This is a genomic window from Mucilaginibacter sp. SG538B (assembly GCF_013376065.1).
GTDB classification, from domain to species: Bacteria; Bacteroidota; Bacteroidia; order Sphingobacteriales; family Sphingobacteriaceae; genus Mucilaginibacter; species Mucilaginibacter rubeus.
Map to the genome: position 1 here is coordinate 1134424 of NZ_JABMJI010000001.1, position 19309 is coordinate 1153732.

Annotated in this window: 18 protein-coding genes; 13 read left to right on the forward strand and 5 right to left on the reverse strand. The window is 45.2% G+C overall.

Annotation, left to right across the window (positions count from 1 at the left end; all coding sequences use genetic code 11):
- The first annotated feature begins 7 nt into the window (after window positions 1-7).
- Window positions 8-868 (forward strand): YitT family protein, encoded by an 861-nt coding sequence (locus FHW88_RS04520; protein ID WP_176623464.1) that lies wholly within the window; start codon window positions 8-10, stop codon window positions 866-868.
- 97 nt (window positions 869-965) lie between these two features.
- On the opposite strand, the gene FHW88_RS04525 is transcribed toward FHW88_RS04520, so the two are convergent.
- On the reverse strand, window positions 966-1349 hold the full coding sequence (locus tag FHW88_RS04525) for an acyl-CoA thioesterase (protein ID WP_090524011.1): 384 nt from the start codon (window positions 1347-1349) through the stop codon (window positions 966-968).
- Between the two features lie 51 nt (window positions 1350-1400).
- Entirely contained in the window at window positions 1401-2399 is a 999-nt protein-coding gene (locus tag FHW88_RS04530; protein ID WP_176623466.1) for a beta-ketoacyl-ACP synthase III, read from the reverse strand.
- A gap of 221 nt (window positions 2400-2620) precedes the next feature.
- Between FHW88_RS04530 and FHW88_RS04535 the strand changes: the two genes are divergently transcribed.
- Genes FHW88_RS04535 through FHW88_RS04545 form a run of 3 tightly spaced genes read left to right on the forward strand, consistent with a single transcriptional unit; the run spans window position 2621 to window position 4602 of the window.
- Complete coding sequence (locus FHW88_RS04535; protein WP_176623468.1) at window positions 2621-3349, forward strand: intradiol ring-cleavage dioxygenase; 729 nt, start codon at window positions 2621-2623, stop codon at window positions 3347-3349.
- A 28-nt stretch (window positions 3350-3377) separates the two neighbouring features.
- Entirely contained in the window at window positions 3378-3899 is a 522-nt protein-coding gene (locus FHW88_RS04540) for a hypothetical protein (RefSeq protein ID WP_176623470.1), read from the forward strand.
- Window position 3900: 1 nt separating this feature from the next.
- Complete coding sequence (locus FHW88_RS04545; protein WP_176623472.1) at window positions 3901-4602, forward strand: hypothetical protein; 702 nt, start codon at window positions 3901-3903, stop codon at window positions 4600-4602.
- A gap of 115 nt (window positions 4603-4717) precedes the next feature.
- On the opposite strand, the gene FHW88_RS04550 is transcribed toward FHW88_RS04545, so the two are convergent.
- Window positions 4718-5482 carry an SDR family NAD(P)-dependent oxidoreductase gene (locus tag FHW88_RS04550; RefSeq protein WP_176623473.1) on the reverse strand — a complete coding sequence of 255 codons (765 nt, stop codon included), beginning with the start codon at window positions 5480-5482 and terminating at the stop codon, window positions 4718-4720.
- Window positions 5483-5589: 107 nt separating this feature from the next.
- Window positions 5590-6381: a carbon-nitrogen hydrolase family protein gene (locus tag FHW88_RS04555; RefSeq protein WP_176623475.1), complete on the reverse strand. Its 792-nt coding sequence runs from the start codon at window positions 6379-6381 to the stop codon at window positions 5590-5592.
- Window positions 6382-6570: 189 nt separating this feature from the next.
- Here FHW88_RS04555 and FHW88_RS04560 point away from each other — a divergent pair, with 189 nt between their 5' ends.
- From FHW88_RS04560 to FHW88_RS04595, 8 genes are all read left to right on the forward strand, one after another.
- A complete protein-coding gene (locus FHW88_RS04560; protein WP_090524030.1) occupies window positions 6571-7614 on the forward strand; it encodes an NAD(P)-dependent alcohol dehydrogenase in 1044 nt (347 codons plus the stop codon).
- Between the two features lie 147 nt (window positions 7615-7761).
- Entirely contained in the window at window positions 7762-8322 is a 561-nt protein-coding gene (locus FHW88_RS04565) for a dihydrofolate reductase family protein (protein ID WP_176623477.1), read from the forward strand.
- 103 nt (window positions 8323-8425) lie between these two features.
- Window positions 8426-8962, forward strand: a complete 537-nt coding sequence (locus FHW88_RS04570) for a hypothetical protein (RefSeq protein WP_176623479.1) — start codon at window positions 8426-8428, stop codon at window positions 8960-8962.
- Between the two features lie 186 nt (window positions 8963-9148).
- Window positions 9149-10459 carry an SWIM zinc finger domain-containing protein gene (locus FHW88_RS04575; RefSeq protein ID WP_176623481.1) on the forward strand — a complete coding sequence of 437 codons (1311 nt, stop codon included), beginning with the start codon at window positions 9149-9151 and terminating at the stop codon, window positions 10457-10459.
- Window positions 10459-11949: a DUF5691 domain-containing protein gene (locus FHW88_RS04580; protein ID WP_176623483.1), complete on the forward strand. Its 1491-nt coding sequence runs from the start codon at window positions 10459-10461 to the stop codon at window positions 11947-11949. Before FHW88_RS04575 ends, FHW88_RS04580 begins: the two co-directional genes overlap by 1 nt.
- Window position 11950: 1 nt before the next feature.
- Window positions 11951-13027, forward strand: a complete 1077-nt coding sequence (locus FHW88_RS04585) for an ATP-binding protein (RefSeq protein WP_176623485.1) — start codon at window positions 11951-11953, stop codon at window positions 13025-13027.
- Between the two features lie 18 nt (window positions 13028-13045).
- Complete coding sequence (locus FHW88_RS04590; RefSeq protein WP_176623487.1) at window positions 13046-15310, forward strand: DUF5682 family protein; 2265 nt, start codon at window positions 13046-13048, stop codon at window positions 15308-15310.
- A complete protein-coding gene (locus tag FHW88_RS04595) occupies window positions 15300-16442 on the forward strand; it encodes a VWA domain-containing protein (protein WP_218117127.1) in 1143 nt (380 codons plus the stop codon). Before FHW88_RS04590 ends, FHW88_RS04595 begins: the two co-directional genes overlap by 11 nt.
- 111 nt (window positions 16443-16553) lie before the next feature.
- On the opposite strand, the gene FHW88_RS04600 is transcribed toward FHW88_RS04595, so the two are convergent.
- Window positions 16554-18233 carry a GH39 family glycosyl hydrolase gene (locus FHW88_RS04600; protein ID WP_176623489.1) on the reverse strand — a complete coding sequence of 560 codons (1680 nt, stop codon included), beginning with the start codon at window positions 18231-18233 and terminating at the stop codon, window positions 16554-16556.
- A gap of 268 nt (window positions 18234-18501) precedes the next feature.
- Between FHW88_RS04600 and FHW88_RS04605 the strand changes: the two genes are divergently transcribed.
- Window positions 18502-19302, forward strand: a complete 801-nt coding sequence (locus FHW88_RS04605) for a phosphatase PAP2 family protein (protein WP_176623491.1) — start codon at window positions 18502-18504, stop codon at window positions 19300-19302.
- The last annotated feature ends 7 nt before the right edge of the window (window positions 19303-19309 follow it).

Below are 19309 nucleotides of genomic sequence, written 5' to 3' on the forward strand. Positions count from 1 at the left end.
TTTGGGCATGAAGGCAATCAACACCATCAGGGATTCAGCTAATATTGGACTCGGAATTTTATCGGCAGCTTTTGGCCTTAAGGGTTTTTTACTTTCAAGTCATTTTATCGATGGCGGTGCTACCGGCGTTTCCATGCTGATATCTGATATAACCTCCATTCCCATATCTGTTTTGATCTTTGTTATAAACGTGCCTTTTTTATGGATAGGCTACCGGAAGCTTGGGCTTTGGTTTGCTATTAAAAGTACCGCCGCCATTGCTTTGCTTTCATTATGCCTTGCATTAGTTCAGTTTCCGGATGTTACTCATGATAAATTGCTTACAGCTGTATTTGGCGGTGTGTTTATTGGTACCGGCAGCGGGCTGGCCATGCGGGGCGGCGCTGTGCTTGACGGTACAGAAATAGCAGCTGTGCTGGTAAGTAAAAAAACACAGCTGCTTAAAGTGAGCGATTTTATTTTGCTGCTTAACGTTTTGATATTTGGAGTAGCAGCCTCGGTACTCGGCGTTGAACCGGCCATGTATTCAATATTAACCTATATGGCTGCCGCCAAAATGATCGACTTTTTGCTGAATGGTATTGAGCAATATTCGGGTATTACCGTTATCTCGACCAAAAGCGATGCGATACGGAGGGCGATAACAGTTACGCTTGGCCGTGGTGTTACTATCTACCAGGGTAAAAGCGGTTATGGAAAGGATGGCCATGTAAATGATCCCCGTGATATTGTTTTCACTGTGGCTACCCGTTTGGAAATTCCATCGCTAAAACAAACTATCCTTCGTATCGATCCCAAAGCTTTCATCGTGCAGCAAAGCATTGACGATACAACAGGCGGGTTGTTGAAGCGCAAGAAACTACATTAAGAAACTAAAAAAGAACTTAAAGCCTAAGGCTGAAAGCTCAAAGCAGTTTTGTATACGGGAAAATCGGGCTTTAGGCCTTAGGCTTTCCGCTTTAAGCTTACAAAACGCTTACCGGGTGCTTATGATCATCAATGGCAACAAACGTAAAAGTGCCGGTGATAGCTTTTTCGCGCACAAAAGAGTACATTTCTTCAATATAGATTTCAACCAAAACTTTTAGGCTGGTATTGCCGATATGGGATATACGGCCAACAAGTTCAATAATGGTACCTGCCGGGATAGGACGGTTAAAGTCGATCCTGTCGGATGATACGGTAACCATTTTTTTACGGGTGAAGCGGGTGGCCGTAATGAAAGCTACCTCATCCATCATGGCCATTGCCGAACCGCCAAAAAGCGTGTCATAATGATTGGTATCGCTTGGGAATACGGTTTTGAATATCCGTGATTCGGCTTCTTTAATTCGTTCTTCAGTAGTCATTGAGTTGAATTTTAACTCCCTCTCCAAAGGAGAGGGTTGGGATGAGGTTGATTATCTCAATTTACCCCATTTTAAATAAGTAGCGCCCCATGAAAACCCTGCGCCAAATGCTGTCAGGATTATGTTATCGTTCTCTTTAAAATCTTCTTTATAATCCCACAACGCCAGCGGGATAGTGGCGGCTGTGGTGTTACCATAACGGTCGATGTTGATCTTAACACGGCTTTCAGGCAGGCCCAAAGCATCACCTACGGCGTGGATAATGCGGTAATTGGCTTGGTGGGGGATTAGCCAGTTAATATCATCTATGGTAAGGTTGTTACGCTGCAGCACAGATGTGCAGCTTTCGGTCATGCCTTTAATGGCCGCTTTAAAAACTACGCGACCGTCCTGACGTATATAGTGCAGTTTACCATCGAGGGTTTCTTCTGATGCAGGGTTCATAGAGCCGCCGCCAGGTACATATAAATGTTCCCGCCCGTGACCATCAGTTTTAAATACACTGTCAATAACGCCCAGATCTTCAGAAGATGGTTCAAGCAATACCGCGCCGGCGCCATCGCCAAAGAGGATACAAGTGTTGCGGTCGGCATAGTTTACAATGGCGCTGTTTTGATCGGCACCGATAACTATTACTTTTTTATAACGGTTGCTTTCAACCAGGCTCGAGCCAAGGGTAAAGGCATAAAGGAAACCACTGCAGGCCGCATTAACGTCAGACGCCCAGGCATTGCTTAAACCGCATTTATCACAAACGATGCTGGCGGTAGAAATAAGCAGATAATCGGGGGTTGAAGTGGCTACAATAACACAGTCAATTTCAGAAGGATCAACTTGGGCATTTTCAAGTAAATTTTTTACCGCAAAGGCAGCCATGTCTGAAGTAGCGAGTGTTCTGTCGGCGAGGATTCTTCTTTCTTTGATCCCTGTACGTGAAACTATCCAGTCGCTGTTAGTTTCAACCATTTTTTCTAAATCACTGTTAGTTAAAATGTTGTCGGGAACATATCCACCTACACCGGTAATCACCGCACTGCTTTTTAATGCCATAAATATTATATACTCTCAAAAAAACATGCAAAGATAGAGAAATTTGACGGTTTAAAGCTGTCATGCAACTGTATGTTTATACAATCTCATCTTTTCGCACACCGATAATTTGCTGTTTATCGACACAAAAACGCATCTAACCGACACATGTTTTAACACTTATTGTACTGCTTTTACTTTTGAATCAACGATTTAGATTAAACTTAAAAGGAGAACAAACAATGGAAAGAAAGAACTTTTTAAAAAGCCTGGTAATTGGCGCAGTGTCATCGTCGGTATTGGTTGAGGCCTGCAAAAAAGATGCTGATACCGTCACAACTACTACCACTTCATCTTCCGGCAGTACCTCGGGTTCAACCGACACAGGCAGTTGCAGTGTTGCGCCTACCGAAACGGAAGGTCCATATCCAACACATTCGCCTGCTTCATATGTAAGGAGCGATATTACCGATGGCCGTACCGGGTATAAACTTACCGTGAAAATTACAATCAACAATAGCAATAATAGCTGTAGCGCGCTATCGTCAGCGTTGGTTGATATCTGGCATTGCGATGCGGAAGGCAATTATTCTGAATATGGCGGCAGTGGTACGCAATCAACAAATTATACATCAGTTCATTTTTTACGTGGCAGGCAAACTACCGATTCAAATGGCCTGGTAACTTTTACATCTATATTTCCAGGGTGGTATACGGGCAGGGCTACACATATTCACGTTCATGTGTATAACTCATCGGGTACATCATTGAAAGTAACACAGATCGCTTTTCCGGAAGGTTCCGGCACGGCCCTGGCGGCTGTTAATGGTTATGCTAAAGGCATGAGCGGATATACGTATAACGCGAGTGATAATGTGTTTAGCGATGGATATACGCTTGAAACTGCTACTGTTACCGGTAGCACCACCGCCGGTTTTGTATTGGCTATCAGCTTAAGTGTACCTGCTTAAAAAACCATTTTGTTTTTTGAACCATCATATGCAAAAGCGCGTCATCATTCTATGTTATCGTAAAATCATCGATATCCGGTCGTTCAAGCAATGGGATAAGCTGGTTTTTGAAAGCACCTACCTGGAATTTAAAATGCAGGCCCAGAACTTTAGCCAGGGAACAGCCTATACTTCCTATTCCGAGTTGTTAAGAAATGTGCCCAATGCTCAGCGTTTAGCCGGTATGGTTACACCATCGGTTACAGGTTATATTCAGCAGCTTGGCAGTATTATGCCTGATATTTTAAATAATGTTGGCAGACGGTTTCTGACGTTCAGCAAGTTTCAGTTGGAGATCATCAATTCGGATATTAATGATAAGGATAAACACCAGGTCGCGGTTAATTTTTATTCCGAACCGTTGTTTTGGCATGATACCATAGATAATTACCTGCTGATATCCGCTCAACAGGCCGAAAATCAGTTAAATGTCGAAAATAATTGCATATCCACCAACCTTATGCAATTGCAGCCGTATATAAACATAACTTCATTGCAATATCACAATTAACATGGAAAAGATCTCACCGGGGCAAATACATTTGGCCGACCAAAGAGGTTTCACGAAAACCCACACCTTGAGGCGTTACAGCAGTTTTAACTATGGTAACTACTTTAATGAGCATCGTAAACCCTTTGGCCGGTTGGAGGTATGGAATGATGAAATGCTGGCGGGCGGCAGTTCGATTGATGTCGCCGTCGAAAACTCCGGCTGGTTTGTTTTGATGCCGGTTACAGGTGAAGTGCTACTAAAAAGGGTAAACGGAGATATCCGCCTGATTGATGTTGGAGAGCTGTTTGTAGGTTATGCTGTTGCCGGTGAGCGTCTTGAATTAACTAATCTTTATAAAAGCGATTGGATCAATTACATTTATTTTCAGTTAAAAGATGATGAGGTTATAGATCTACCGCGCGACGCCGTTTTTAAATTTGATATTACCAACAGACAAAATGAACTGATCGACCTGGTCCCCACCAGCGGAATGCATCCGTTTCGATTGCATGCAGGGGTATTTGGCGGGAGGGCTGATGCGCTTTATCAACTTCAAAACAATAAATCGTTGTTTTACGCATTTGTGCTTGCCGGGGCTTTTGAGCTGCAGGGCCGTCTGATGCATGAGCGTGACGGATTGGCGTTATGGCAGTTGGAAGAGGCTGACATGGAAGCATTAAGCAATAACGCGGTGATTGCGATATTGGAAATATTAAAATAAATCGCCTGTTGTAGGGACGCATAATTGACACTTTCTGTAATATGCAGCCAACCCTTTACAAAAAGGGTACCTCATTAATTTACCGAGGTACCCGACTAATCAAGATGTTTTCCATTTAAATTGCCATACCACCCGATGCTTCAATACGCTGGCCATTAACCCAACGCGCATCGTCGGTGCAAAGAAAAGCTACTACGCCGCCGATATCTTCCGCAACGCCCGGCCTGCCCAGTGCAGTTATGCTGCTTACCATTTTTTGTGTTTCTTCGCTGTTGCGCAAATGGCCGCCTCCAAAATCGGTCATGATGGCGCCGGGGGCAACCACATTGGCCCTGATACCTCTTCCGCCAAGTTCTTTAGCCAGGTAACGGGTGAAAATTTCTACCGCCCCCTTCATAGATGCATAGGCCGAAGAACGCGGAACCGATACCCGCGTCAACCCGGATGATACGTTGACAATCCCACCGCCATCGGCCATCAACGGGATCAGTTTTTGAGTTAAAAAGTATACACCTTTAAAGTGCACGTTCAACAAATCATCAAAGAATTCCTCGGTAACATCGCTGATGGCGCTGTAACCGCCTTGTCCCGCATTATTAATTAAAAAGTCGATATGATCGGTTCCAAATTTATCCGTCAAAACTTCACGCAGTTTTTCGGTAAATGCATCAAAGCTTTTAATTACTCCGGTATTGAGTTGCAATGCTGCTGCCTTTGCGCCGCTTTGTTCTGCAAGGTTAACTACCTTGGCTGCCTCCTCTGCATTGGTATTGTAGCTTATAATAACATCTATTCCTTTTTCGGCAAGTCTTAAGGCCATGTCCCGGCCTAAGCCACGGCTGCCGCCGGTTACCACGGCAATTTTATTTCTGTTTTCCATTTTCTTTTTTGTTTTGATACAAAAGTAAAACAGATGGGAGGGGAGTCGTTTTAATAAATCAATCCATTATTTACAAAATTCAAATAATGGTTAAAATATCGGCGCCTTTAATAATCGTACAACTGTGGTTTAAATCTTTTAGCCAGGTAGCCAGTAGCTTTTTCTAAATCGATATCAGCTATAATTACGCCAGTTGTGCCGTAAGCCTGGTAAACTAAACAGGTGCCATCCGGTGCTATAACTGAGCTTGCCGATTCGGGGTAAAGCGAACCATAATTGGAACTGGCAAAATAGATGGTGTTTTCCAGCGCCCGCATCATCATCGCCTTTTCGTAATAAGGGTTGGTCATGCTACCCCACTCGGTAAGCAGCACGCCTTCGGTATTACTGCCCGAAAAATGCGGGTGGAAAACGATGTGCGCGCCATTACGCGCCGCCCATCTTACCGATTCGGGATAACGGAACCCTTCGTGGCAAATGGTAACGCCAAATTTTAAGCCATTTACCTCGAAAATATTTCGTTGTGTGCCCGGCACCCAAATGGCGTCTTCCGATGGGTCTAATTGGTTTTTAGTTTGATATCCAAGTACCTTGCCGGTTTGGGATATCACATGTGCAATGTTTAAAAGCCCGTCTTCGCTGTACCAATCCATAGGCATAATTACCGCTATATTATTTTCGGCGGCAATCTTGCATACTTCATCCAGCGCCGATTGCAGTATCTCCGGCGATGTTGGCTCCGGATCGGCTATCATACCCGGATATCCAGGTATATATGATTCAGGGAAACAGATAACCTCTGCCTGTTGTGACGCTGCATCTTTAATCAGCTTTTCGGCTTGTTGCAGACCGTCATTAATTGATTTCGGAAAAGGCGGAGTAGCAATGGCTATTTTCATGCGGTGTTAATCTGTATGCTAAATTAAATGATTGCTTTTATCTGTGGTTAATATTTATCCCCTCATGTGTCACTTTTTTATTTCAACCCATACTTGGCCGATATTTATAAAATTATCATTGTACATTTGTTATGGAGATCCTTTCCAGACTCAATAAATCATCATTCACACTACTTAACGTTTACTACTATGATTGAAACTAAAGCGTATGCCGCGCAAGATGAAAACACACCGCTTGCCCCCTGGACTTTTGAGAGGCGCGAAGTGGGTGCTCATGACGTGCAGTTTGATATTTTGTACTGTGGCGTTTGCCACTCCGATTTGCACCAGATCAAAAACGACTGGTTCCCCGGCATTTTTCCTATGGTGCCCGGACATGAAATTGTTGGCCGCGTAGTTAAAGTTGGCGAGCATGTAAAAGGTTTTAAAGTTGGCGACCTTGCCGCTACCGGCTGTTTGGTTGACTCATGTCGTACATGCGAAAACTGTAAACGCGACCTTGAGCAATATTGCCTCAATGGCAACTCCCAAACTTATAATGGCCTTGAACAGGATCATAAAACACCTACTTATGGTGGTTACTCAAACACCATTGTTGTTAATGAGGATTTTGTGCTGCACCTTAAGGAAGGCGTTGATCTGGCCGCCGTTGCCCCGTTGTTATGCGCCGGCATTACAACCTACTCGCCGCTAAGGCACTGGAAAGTTGGCAAAGGCCATAAGCTTGCCGTGCTTGGCTTAGGCGGCTTAGGCCACATGGCTGTTAAATTTGGTGTTGCCTTTGGTGCCGATGTTACCGTATTAAGTACATCGCCTAAGAAAGAAGAAGACGCTAAAAAATTAGGCGCTCACCATTTTGTGGTAACTACCGATCCAAAACAGGTTGAAGCAGCTAAAAACTCCTTCGATTTTATTTTGGATACCGTATCGGCCGAGCATGACTTTAACATGTACCTGTCGTTATTACGTACCGATGGCGTTCATATCTGTGTAGGCGTACCGCCTAAACCAGCTCAGATTGCTGCTTTCAGCTTATTGGGCGGCCGTAAAAGCTTAGCCGGTTCAGGAATTGGCGGTATTAAAGAAACCCAGGAGATGCTTGATTTCTGTGCCGAAAATAACATTGTTTCGGATATTGAAATGATTGATATCAAGGATATTCACACCGCTTATGACCGTATGGAAAAAGGCGATGTGCGTTACCGGTTTGTAATTGATATGGCTACGTTGTAAAGTAATTTATAATCGATAACAAAGGCCGTGCGGGAGCATGGCCTTTTTACTATAGTCATATTTACACCCTTTAAAAGTCGCTTTAGCCCCCTGCATACGGTGAAGTACCGGTTTAATTTTGATATATAAAATATAACCACTGATATTATGAGAAACTTAGTATTGTTTATGCACATTTCACTTGATGGTATGGTTGCGCGCACTGATGGCGCTATGGACTGGATCAAAGTGAGCAGCGAGATGTTTGAGTATGCCAACGCCCGCACACAGGTAGCTGACACCGCCCTATATGGCCGTAAAACCTTTGAAATGATGGATGCCTACTGGCCAACAGCAGCCAATGGGCCAAACCCCTCAAAGCATACTATTGAACACGCTACATGGTATAATAATACACTTAAGTATGTAGTGTCTGAAACTGCTGCCCGGAAAAATACCGATAAGATTAAATTTATCAGTGATGATGTAAAGGCGCGGATTTCAGACCTCAAAAAACAGGAGGGCGGCGAGATCATCATGTTTGGCAGCCCCGGCCTTGCCCGTTATTTGATGCAGGAAGGATTGATTGATGAATTTTGGCTGTTTGTAAACCCGATAGTGCTTGGTGCCGGTATTCCGCTGTTTCCTAATACCGAGATAAAGCTCAAACTGGCAAAAAGCACCACTTTTGCCGATGGTGTTCTCGGGGTGCATTATATAAAAGAGTAGTATTTTGCAGGGAGATATCTTACCGTTATAAAAAAATCTGCAACCTGAGGCAACGCCTTTGCTAAAATGGTAGTAATCATTATGTACACAAACATATTACTACATGAAATTACTATCAAAGTTAACAGCAGCGGCCCTTGTGACAGGAGCACTGTTTTTTTCAAATACGGTAAAAGCGCAAACTACTCCTGCAAATGCGTTCCGTTTAGGTTTAGGAATTGAAACCGGCTTACCTACAGGTGTAGCAAAAATTGGCACTACTTTTACCTTAGGTGGTACAGCCCGTTTGCAATATGGTATAAGCAATAGTTTTGCGCTTACTTATACTATGGGCGGGTATCATTTTTTTCAGAAAGAAAATCCTGCTACGGGTAAACGCTATCCGAGCTATGGCGAAATCCCTATTAAATTCGGTTTCAAAGAGTTTTTTGTACCAAGTGTATATGTTGCCGGCGAAGCTGGTATCGCTTACGAAAAACTGGAAGAAGGCTGGGGCCCGCACAGGCTTGATCTTTCGCCTGGTATAGGCTGGGCCAATAAAACCTGGGATGTAAGTGTACGCTATGAAAACTTTTCGGGCGCTAACCAGGATCATTTTGGTATGGTTGGCCTGCGCTTAGCTTACGGATTTGCTTTATAATTTCGCACTTAATGTAACTATTAACTAACAGGCCCCGACTCACCCGGGCACGTTAGGTTGGCTGACCCTCTTTCGGTTATTACCGGAGGAGGGTTTTTGTTTATTTTCGGGTTGACAGCTAATTATTTTATCCTGATTTTAGGAACGAGAAACCTAACCCGTTTTTTTTACTAAATATCACAAGTTTTGCAGCTAACAGAAGATCAGATATACGCTCTCGCACCTGATGAAGCTTCAAAAAAAGCAGGTCGTGATTTGGCTAACCCGGCCAAATGGGTAAGCAAAGGTATTAGTGAAGAAGCCCTTTGGGGCGAATGCCAGGGCAGCGGCAGCAAACCTTACCAAACTCAGGTTGATCTTGGCGCTATCGCCTTTAAATGTTCATGCCCCAGTCGTAAATTTCCATGTAAGCATGGCTTAGGCTTAATGCTTTTATGTGAGAGGGAACCAGGCTTATTTGCCAAATCAACAATGCCTGCCTGGGTAAGCGACTGGATAAACAAACGAGCCGAAAAAGAAGAAAAAAAAGTTGAAAAGGCGGCCGAAAAATCTGTAGATGAAAACGCTCAGGCTAAACGTGTACAGGCACGTGAACAAAAAGTAAGCGCAGGGATAGCCGAGCTAATGGTTTGGATCAAGGATATTGTACGCGGCGGAATTTTAACCATCCCCGAAAAAACGCCGGCTTACTGGGATAATATGGCCCGCCGTATGGTTGATGCCCAGGCATCGGGATTGGCTGGTATGGTGAGGAACCTTGGCGCTACCAACTTTTGGAACGACGGCTGGCAAAGTGGCTTTATAGATAAATTACTCCAATTATATTTAATTGCAGAGGGGTACAATAACATTCAAAATATTGACCCGGATTTGCAGCAGGATTTACGCACTGTCATAGGTTTCACCACCAACCAGGAAGAGCTGCGGGCGCAAACAGGTGTAAGTGATACCTGGCTTGTTATTGGAAAGGAAAGCCGCGATGAGCAGCAACTGACCATTGAGCAAAACTGGCTTTACGGTTTAAAAACCAACAGTTATGCGCTGGTGCTGCAATTTACGGTTAAAGGGCAATTCCCGCCGCTTAACTTTTCGCCGGGGATGTACCTGGATGCTACCCTGGTGTATTTCCCGTCGGCCCTGCCGTATCGTGCTATCGTTAAGGATTATAATATCATAAGGCAAATCGATAACGTTAATATAAAAACATTTACAGGCTGGCAGCAAGTTGCCGGTTACGAAACTATACTAAACAGCCGTTTGCCATTTCGCAGTGAAATGCCCCTTGTTATAGCGTCGCTAACACCGGTTTTCTACCAAAAGCAATGGTGGCTACAGGATAGCGAAGGCTGCCTCTGCAAAATATCAGCAAGTTATACCAACATCTGGCAACTGATTGCCATAAGCGGAGGCGACCCGGTAAATATGGCCGTCATCGGTAGAGAAAATGAATATCGCCCGATTGGCGTTTGGCATCAAAATAATTACAAAAGTATCTGATGAAGGCCTGGGAAAGTATCATAAACACCGCAATGCTGGGTACTGATAAACCTACACCTGCTATTGCTGATTTGCCGGAAGAAGTAGCCCTGATCGCTAATGCGATAGAGGCCTCAGCAGGCTTAGATAAAGAAGAACGCTACCTGCAAAAAGCTGCTGTGATCTACAATTACAGGCAATCGGGTTTTATACCATTTCAAAAAAATGATCTGCCGGCTAATAAAGCGCTTGCAGAAACAAAACCGTACTGTTCACCCGAAGCTGCCGGGATTTTGAACGCCATATTGGGCGAGGAGAACGATCAATTACTACAATTGTGGCTAATGCAATGTTGTAAATCAGGGCAATTACTAATGCCTGATGTGTTGCCGGTCGTATTTGAAAAAGCACAAAAGGAGATGGTATTGCGCAAAGCTGTTATTGAATGCAGCGGTAACAGGGGAGTTTGGCTTAGTAAAATGAACCCTGCGTGGAACTGGTTTACTACTATAGCCGATGAGGAACTATGGCAAATGGGTACGTCGGCCCAGCGTTCAGAAATATTGAAAAGCTTAAGACTGAATGAGCCCGCCAAAGCTTTAGAATGGCTGCAGCAAACGTGGGAGCAGGAGAATGCAGCCGGTAAATTGGAATTGCTTAAAGCCATGAAAGTGAATAGTAATGCTAATGACCTGCCATGGTTGGAGGGCTTGCTCAACGAAAAAGGGCAAAAGGTTAAAGATGAAGCTTTGGCCCTGCTCAAAAGTATTTCTGGTTCGTCGGTTGTTAAACAGTATCAGCAGTTGCTACGTGAATCTGTATCGCTAAAAAAAGAAAAGGCCTTATTAGGTTTAACTACTAAAATTTCCATCCAAATAAAACTTCCCGCCGTAGTTGACGAAAGCATCTACAAATCGGGCATCGAAAAATTATCGGGGCCTAAAAGTACGGTAACTGACGAAAACTATGTTATTTATCAGCTCATCAGCAGCGTGCCGCCGGCGTTTTGGGAAGATCAGTTTGAAGCAACGCCCATTCAGATAGTTGAATATTTTGAAAAATATGCACCTGCTATGGTACCGGCTTTGGCCAATGCGGTGGCAAAGTTTGGGCAAAAGAATTGGGTGCCGTTTTTTCTCGGGCAAAGTATGTTCTACCCGGATTTTGTTGAAATGCTAAGCGGCAGAGAACAGGAAAAATACCTGCTGAAAGCCTTGGGCAATGATCCGCAAAATACAATTGCTCAGGCCATCCGCATTAGTGATGAATGGGGCACCGAGTTTGCGGTTTCGGCCTTGCTAAAAATGGCTAACTGGCCTTACGAATATAATCGTGGTTTTTTTACCCGGTATATCAGCCTGATCCCTGTCGAGGCTTTGAAACATGTCGAAAACATAACATCACAGCAGGTTAACCTCCAGCCAACCTGGGACAAAACCCGCAATCACTTAATTAATTTACTCAACTTAAAACAGCAAACGCTTAAAGCCTTTAACGCTAAAAAACTTTAACATGTCACAGATATTACGTCAGCATGCAGAACAATTATTTGCACACGAACTGGAAGAATTGAAAAAGCAGGACGGTGATAAGCGTCCGGCCAACTGGATACTTTCTCCTCAATCGGTAGTAACCTACCTGGTTGGCGGAAAGCTGAAGAATGGCTTTGAGGTGTCGCCAAAATATATTGGCAACCGCCGCTTAATGGAAATAGCGGTAGCTACGCTCACAACAGATCGTGCCCTGTTATTATACGGTTTGCCCGGTACAGCAAAAAGCTGGGTGAGTGAACATTTGGCAGCGGCTGTAAGCGGCGATTCAACCATGATTATCCAGGGAACAGCCGGTATAAGTGAAGAGGCCATTCGCTACGGCTGGAACTATGCCCGCCTGATAGCACAAGGCCCATCGCCGGATGCGCTGGTAGAAACGCCTGTAATGCGCGGGATGAAAGATGGTAAAATAGTTCGTTTAGAAGAGCTTACCCGTATTGGCGCCGACGTGCAGGATACACTGATCACCATTCTTTCTGAAAAAACACTGCCCGTACCTGAGCTTAATATCGAAGTGCAGGCCGTTAAAGGTTTTAATATCATAGCCACAGCCAATAATCGTGATAAAGGTGTAAATGAATTATCAAGCGCGTTAAAGCGCCGTTTCAATACCGTTATCCTTCCCTTGCCTGATTCGGTGGAAGAGGAGATAGACATCGTACGCCGCCGGGTTGAAAGCTTTGAAAAAGTAATGGAACTGCCGGCCGAACCGCCGGCATTGCAGGAGATCCGCCGGATAGTGACCATCTTCCGTGAACTTCGTGCAGGCGTTACGCTTGATGGCAAAACCAAGATCAAAGTGCCGTCAGGTACCTTAAGTACTGCCGAAGCTATCTCCGTTGTGAACAGCGGTTTATCAATGGCTGCCTATTTTGGCGATGGACAATTGAAAGCGGCTGATCTTGCCGCGGGCATCATCGGTTCGGTAATTAAAGACCCGGTGCAGGATAAACTGGTTTGGCAGGAATACCTGGAAACTGTAGTAAAACCACGTACCGATTGGGCCGACATTTACCGTGCCTGCCGCGATCTGTAATCAAAAAACCTTAAGCCAATGGCAGTACATATTTTAGGCATAAGGCACCACGGGCCGGGTTCGGCGCGTAATGTGAAAGCTTTTCTGGAAACGGTTAGGCCCGATATTGTTTTGGTTGAGGGGCCGCCGGAAGCTGATGCCATGCTGCAATGGGTAAGCAACGAAGGTTTGAAACCACCTGTAGCGCTGCTTTGCTATCAGCCGGATGACCCCCAACGCTCGGTGTTTTATCCCTTTGCCGATTTCTCGCCCGAATGGCAGGCAATTCTTTATGCCCGCAGGCAAAATATCCATGTGCGTTTTATGGATCTCCCTGCCGGTAACCAGATGCTTGTTGAAAAGGAGCAAAAGGTTGTTGAACAACAACAAGAGCCGGATACAGTTCACATCAATAGCGAAGCACAAAGCCTTGAGCAACTCTATAAAAGTCCGATAAGTTACCTGGCAGATGCTGCCGGCTTTGCCGACGATGAAAAATGGTGGGAGCATACGTTTGAGTACCGCGATAATAACGATGAGGTTTTTGATGCGGTATCTGAAGCTATGCAGGCACTCCGCGAGAGTTTTCCCAAAAAGGACAAAAAGCTTGAACAGATGCGCGAAGCATACATGCGTCGCACTATCCGCCAGGCCGAAAAGGAGATGTTTCATACCATAGCCGTAATTTGTGGAGCATGGCACGCACCAGCTTTACAGGGAAAATCATCGCAAAAAGATGATAACGAAATACTGAAGGGGATTCCAAAAGTAAAAACAGAGTGCACCTGGATTCCCTGGACTTTTAACCGTTTAAGCTTCCGTAGCGGTTACGGTGCCGGTATCAATTCGCCGGGGTGGTACAACCACATCTGGAACCATCCGCATGATGATGGTACCCTGTGGATGGCCAAGGTGGCACAACTTTTCCGTAAGCAGCAGATGGATACCTCCGTTGCCCATATTATTGAAGCGGTAAGGTTGGCCGGTGCACTCGCTTCACTGCGGGGGTTGCCCAAAGTAGGGTTAGAGGAACTGAATGAGGCCACGCTGAGCGTACTTTGTAACGGCGAGAGCATTTTGCTAAAACTGGTACATGACGAATTAATAGTTGGCCACCAGATAGGCGAGGTGCCGGTTGAGATTCCCAAACCGCCGTTGCAACTCGATATCGAAAAACAACAAAAGAAATTAAGGCTGCCCGCAACAGCCGATTACAAAGATTATACACTCGACCTGAGGAAAGATACCGACCTGGAGCGGAGTATCTTCCTGCACCGCCTGCAATTACTGGGCATTAATTGGGGCAGGCAGCAATACACCAGCGGAAAGGGTACTTTTAAAGAGCAATGGCGCCTGCAATGGGACCCCGGCTATTCGGTGGAGATTATTGAACGCGGCAATTTGGGCAATACTGTAGCTGAAGCGGCCGCGAATAGCGTCCTCAACCAGGCAAAAGAAGCAAAGGAACTGAAAGTTATAGGCGATCTGCTTGAAAAAACGATTCCGGCAGAATTGCCGGGAGCCATTGAAGCGTTGATCAGTCAGCTTAATAATCTGGCTGCGGCCTCTGCCGACGTTATCGAACTGATGGAAGTGGTGCCCGGCCTGATAACCGTGGCAAGGTATGGCAATGTACGCAAAACAGATGCCGAATTGGTGATCAGCATTATCAATAGCATTATTACCCGCGTTTGTATCAGTTTGCCCAATGCCTGTATCGCTATTGATGAAGATGCCTCTCAAAAGCTGCTGGAACTGTTTTTTAAACTGAACGACGGCATTAACCTATTGCAGGATACGGGCATAATTAACATGTGGCAGCAAACGCTGTTGACTATAGCAGCTAATAAAAACACCTCGGCGGTTATAGGAGGATATAGTACCCGTTTGCTGCATGACGCCCGTAAATTGGAGGGCGACCAACTGATGCAGTATTTCAGTTTTGCTATGTCATCGGCCACGGCCCCGGTCATCGCCGCAGCCTGGCTCGAAGGCTTTTTGAAAGGCAGCGGTACTTTATTGTTGCTTGATCAGGGCCTTTGGCAGGTGATCGACAATTGGGTAGCCAGTCTTGCCGGTGAGGTTTTTATGCAAGTGCTGCCTTTACTGCGCCGCACCTTTGCCAATTTTACCAATCCTGAAAGGAGAAAGCTTGGCGAAAAGGCCAGATCCGGCGGTGGGACGGGGCACCAGCATACAAACATCAGCGCTAATTTTGATGCCGAAAGAGCTAAGCAAGGCTTGCCGGTTATTATGCAATTATTGGGTTTAACCATAAACATTAACGACACAAATGGAAATTGAACCGGAGCATTTGCGCAAATGGCGGTTAATACTGGGCGGTAATAAAAATGAAGGTACCGGATTTAGCCTTGATGATGCCGACCTTAAGGTTGACCGCACACTTGAAGCTTTATATGACAGCGACAGAACCGGAGGCCTCGGTGCATCATCACCGAATGTAAGCCGTTGGCTGGGGGATATCCGTACCTTCTTCCCATCAAGCGTAGTACAGGTAATGCAGCAGGATGCATTAAAGCGCCTGAACCTGACCCAAATGCTGTTTGAAAAGGAGATGTTGGAAAATGTAGAGCCAGATGTTCACCTGGTAGCAACTTTGATGACATTGAGCCGCGTTATTCCTGATAAAACAAAAGATACCGCCAGGCAGGTAGTACGTAAAGTTGTTGACCAACTGGTAAAAAAGTTAGCCGAGCCCACGCGCCAGGCCATAACCGGTAGTTTAAATCGTAGTGCCCGCAATACAAGGCCGCGGCATAATGAAATAAACTGGGGGGCAACTATTCTTAAAAACCTTAAGCATTATCAACCCGAATATCAAACCATTATTCCCGAAACGAGGATTGGTTACGGTCGTAAGCGCTCATCATTAAAAGATGTGATCCTCTGTCTTGACCAAAGCGGATCGATGGGATCATCAGTGGTTTATTCGGGAATTTTTGGAAGCGTTATGGCTTCTATCCCAGCTATAAAAACTAAAATGGTGGTTTTTGATACCGCGGTTGCCGATTTAACTGAAGAGTTAACCGACCCGGTTGAGTTATTATTCGGCGTGCAATTAGGTGGGGGAACTGATATTAACGCGGCTTTAACCTATTGCCAGCAGATAGCTCCCCGGCCCACGGACACCGTGTTGGTGCTCATTACCGATCTTTACGAAGGAGGTAATGTTGCCGAAATGCGCCGTCGTGCGGTAGAACTGGTAGCGGCAGGTGTGCAGTTGGTAGTATTGCTTGCTTTAAGCGATGACGGCTCTCCATCGTATGATCATGGCAATGCACAGTTCCTGGCCGATATGGGGGTGCCCGTTTTTGCCTGCACACCCGATAAATTTCCCGATCTGATGGCCGCTGCGCTCACTAAACAGGATATTGGTATGTGGGCGGCCAGGGAAGACCTTATTATAAAAAAGTAAAGGATTGGCGATTTTACCGATAACCAACCCACCTATACGCTCGATACTTTATCAAAAGTATTACGGTTAGGCAGGCTGGAACAATTTTATAGTTTGATAGATGAGTTTATCTCACCAGCTAAGCTTTAAAAGAGACACCCCTTGCCTTGGTAACAATACAGTGGCACCTGCCAGCCCTGATTTAGCCTGCAGTGTAACCTGTTTGCCGAACTGTTGTAATTGCCCTGCTTTTTCAAGTTCCTTAATTTGCGCAGCCGTCGGTTTTTGCGGTGAACCCATCTTTTTCCACACTTCGTAGGCATTGCTATGCTCTTCATCAATGCGGTATTGAGTTAATTTTACAAAAGTGGGAGGTAGGTTTTCTATCCTGATCTTTACGGTTTTCCCTGCATCGTGCAGGTCATCATCATGGTAGTTCCACAGCAATACGGTCATTTCTTTTTTATCTGCGGCTGCCAAAGCACCGATATCTGTATTACTTCCCCTGATGCTTGAATCGGCTACGGTTTTAAGCGAATACATCTGGTCGCCGGTTACTTTCAGGCGTTTGCCTTTCATCATGCCCAGCATCCTAAAAACGTTCAGTACCGGCTTATCAACTCCATTTGTAGCCAAATCCCGAAAACCATAAAACCAGGGCTGATTTTCAAACTCGAACGACCATGATACGGAGCCCATAAAATTTACATCTAATGAGTCGGCCAGTTGGTATTCGCGGGCAATAGAAGCCGCTGTATAGCTCGAATACATGGTGCCGTTACGATAGGCATTTGACGGATTGGTAGCCATACCGCAGGCGGCGCAACCTTCCGGGTCCGATTCGCCTATCACTATCGGGGTGTTTTTAGTTTCGGGATATGATGCTACAATTTTAAAACCTTCCCTGATATCGCGGATCTGCGGGGCCATGTTCATGCGCACCCGCCCATTGATCAGCGTAGGCTGCCCTTTGGCATGGAAAGAGATCACGTCAATAGGCGAACCTATTTTGCCTGTTGCGTAATTGGTATCAGCAATACAATGTTTAATAAATGCGTTCAGGAATTTCATCCCGCCGGGGCTTGAGCCGCCTGCAACTTCCGGTCCGCCCACGTGCGCGGTAGGCAGGGCGCGTTTTACACCATGGGCAGCATAATCGTATAGTTTAAAGAACTCTTGCATGCTGCCCTTCCAGTAGCCAATGTTGGGCTCGTTCCAAACTTCCCAGTACCAGCTTTCAACCTCGGCCTGGCCGTAGCGCTGTACACAATGCTTTACCCATTGGTAAACAAGCTCTTCCCATTTATTATAATCTTTTGGCGGATAGGCCCAGCCTGTGTAAACATCATCATAATTATCGCCCGGTTTCCAGTAATGGCGATAAGGTTTGGGGTGGGTTGACAAGGCCTCGGGCATAAAACCTATCTGGGCATAAGGTTTCATACCCAGTTTAACGTAAGTGTCAAATATGCTGTCAACCAGGTGCCAGTTATAAATAGGTTTGCCGCTGGCATCCTCAGTATAGGCATTGGTTGATCCCCACTTTAACGCGGCTGTACCATCGCCGGTGGTAAGCAGGTTGTGCACACGCATGCGTACCGGTACAGGGCTCAAAGCGGCCAACTCCGACAATAGTTTACGGCCATCCTTCATGTAGGTATAGTTAGGCTCGTCGTGACCAAACCATGCCCAAAAGGGGTACATATCGCCAATTTTATCATTTAGGCTGATGGTGATATTGGCCTGGTTCTGGGCAAAAATACGGCCGCTGATAAATAATAAAAGGAAGGAGATAAGTTTGATGGTCTTCATTCAGGTAGTTTGGTGATTTATAAGGAGTACAGATCAAACATAGGTAATTTTATTTATTGTAAAAAGAACAATTAAAATAAGGGGCTGGCCTTTCAATCAATTTTAAATCACATACAACATATTGAATATTATTTACGTTAACAGCGTGTTAATTTATTGTTTACGCGCTTCAGAAATTCTACAGAATTAAATTGTATAATTGTGCTTACCAGCGCTTAATAAGGGGGATTCTTTGCAAAAGTTTAGGTTTTATTTTATTTCGATGCTATTGGCAGCATCATCTTCGCTGCCTGTTTATGCCCAGGTTAAGGATACATTACAAAAAGTTGCCGTAAAGAAGGATTCCCTGCAGAAAGACTCTGCAAGGAATATCCTGACATTGCCCGATACGGTTAAACACCTTCAAAGTAAGTTTCCGTCATACATACCACCGGCGGCTTTTATCACTTATGGCCTGCTATCGTTTAAAGTAGGATTTATACGTAATATTGATTATCGCGTACGGAATGATATGAACAAGGATCATCCCGGCTTCCATACCAAGGTTGATAATTACATGCAATATGCGCCTATCGTGTCTGTTTATGCGCTTAATCTGGCTGGTGTTCATGGTAAAAATACATTTATCGACCGTACTATGCTGCTCGTGCTTTCCGAAGCCATATTTGCCGGTACCACTTTTGGCTTAAAACGTGTTACCCACCGTGAGCGGCCCGATGGCTCTGATAAGTTTTCGTTCCCTTCAGGCCATACCGGTAACGCCTTTGTTTCTGCCGAGTTTATGGCGCAGGAGTACGGCGACCGCTCGCCCATATACGGCGGCGTTGGTTATGGCTTTGCTACCACTACAGCTATTTTGCGTGTATATAACAACAAGCATTGGTTTAGCGACATCATAGCAGGAGCCGGTTTTGGGATCTTATCAACAAAAGCGGCTTATTACCTGTACCCGCTTATCCGTAATGGCATATTCCGTGGGGGGAATGAGAAAGGAAAAAACAACAACTCCTTATTGTTGCCAACTTACCAGGACGGAAGGGTTGGATTAACTTTCGCCAAGAGTTTTTAAACGACTG

What these genes read in the sequence shown, in the direction of transcription:
- FHW88_RS04590 (WP_176623487.1), top strand. Translation starts at nt 13,046, where the DNA reads ATGGCAGTACATATTTTAGGCATAAGGCACCACGGGCCGGGTTCGGCG.
- FHW88_RS04565 (WP_176623477.1), top strand. Translation starts at nt 7,762, where the DNA reads ATGAGAAACTTAGTATTGTTTATGCACATTTCACTTGATGGTATGGTT.
- FHW88_RS04545 (WP_176623472.1), top strand. Translation starts at nt 3,901, where the DNA reads ATGGAAAAGATCTCACCGGGGCAAATACATTTGGCCGACCAAAGAGGT.
- FHW88_RS04600 (WP_176623489.1), bottom strand. Translation starts at nt 18,233, where the DNA reads ATGAAGACCATCAAACTTATCTCCTTCCTTTTATTATTTATCAGCGGC.
- FHW88_RS04570 (WP_176623479.1), top strand. Translation starts at nt 8,426, where the DNA reads ATGAAATTACTATCAAAGTTAACAGCAGCGGCCCTTGTGACAGGAGCA.
- FHW88_RS04595 (WP_218117127.1), top strand. Translation starts at nt 15,300, where the DNA reads ATGGAAATTGAACCGGAGCATTTGCGCAAATGGCGGTTAATACTGGGC.
- FHW88_RS04540 (WP_176623470.1), top strand. Translation starts at nt 3,378, where the DNA reads ATGCAAAAGCGCGTCATCATTCTATGTTATCGTAAAATCATCGATATC.
- FHW88_RS04550 (WP_176623473.1), bottom strand. Translation starts at nt 5,482, where the DNA reads ATGGAAAACAGAAATAAAATTGCCGTGGTAACCGGCGGCAGCCGTGGC.
- FHW88_RS04560 (WP_090524030.1), top strand. Translation starts at nt 6,571, where the DNA reads ATGATTGAAACTAAAGCGTATGCCGCGCAAGATGAAAACACACCGCTT.
- FHW88_RS04530 (WP_176623466.1), bottom strand. Translation starts at nt 2,399, where the DNA reads ATGGCATTAAAAAGCAGTGCGGTGATTACCGGTGTAGGTGGATATGTT.
- FHW88_RS04580 (WP_176623483.1), top strand. Translation starts at nt 10,459, where the DNA reads ATGAAGGCCTGGGAAAGTATCATAAACACCGCAATGCTGGGTACTGAT.
- FHW88_RS04525 (WP_090524011.1), bottom strand. Translation starts at nt 1,349, where the DNA reads ATGACTACTGAAGAACGAATTAAAGAAGCCGAATCACGGATATTCAAA.
- FHW88_RS04585 (WP_176623485.1), top strand. Translation starts at nt 11,951, where the DNA reads ATGTCACAGATATTACGTCAGCATGCAGAACAATTATTTGCACACGAA.
- FHW88_RS04535 (WP_176623468.1), top strand. Translation starts at nt 2,621, where the DNA reads ATGGAAAGAAAGAACTTTTTAAAAAGCCTGGTAATTGGCGCAGTGTCA.
- FHW88_RS04555 (WP_176623475.1), bottom strand. Translation starts at nt 6,381, where the DNA reads ATGAAAATAGCCATTGCTACTCCGCCTTTTCCGAAATCAATTAATGAC.
- FHW88_RS04520 (WP_176623464.1), top strand. Translation starts at nt 8, where the DNA reads ATGAAGGCAATCAACACCATCAGGGATTCAGCTAATATTGGACTCGGA.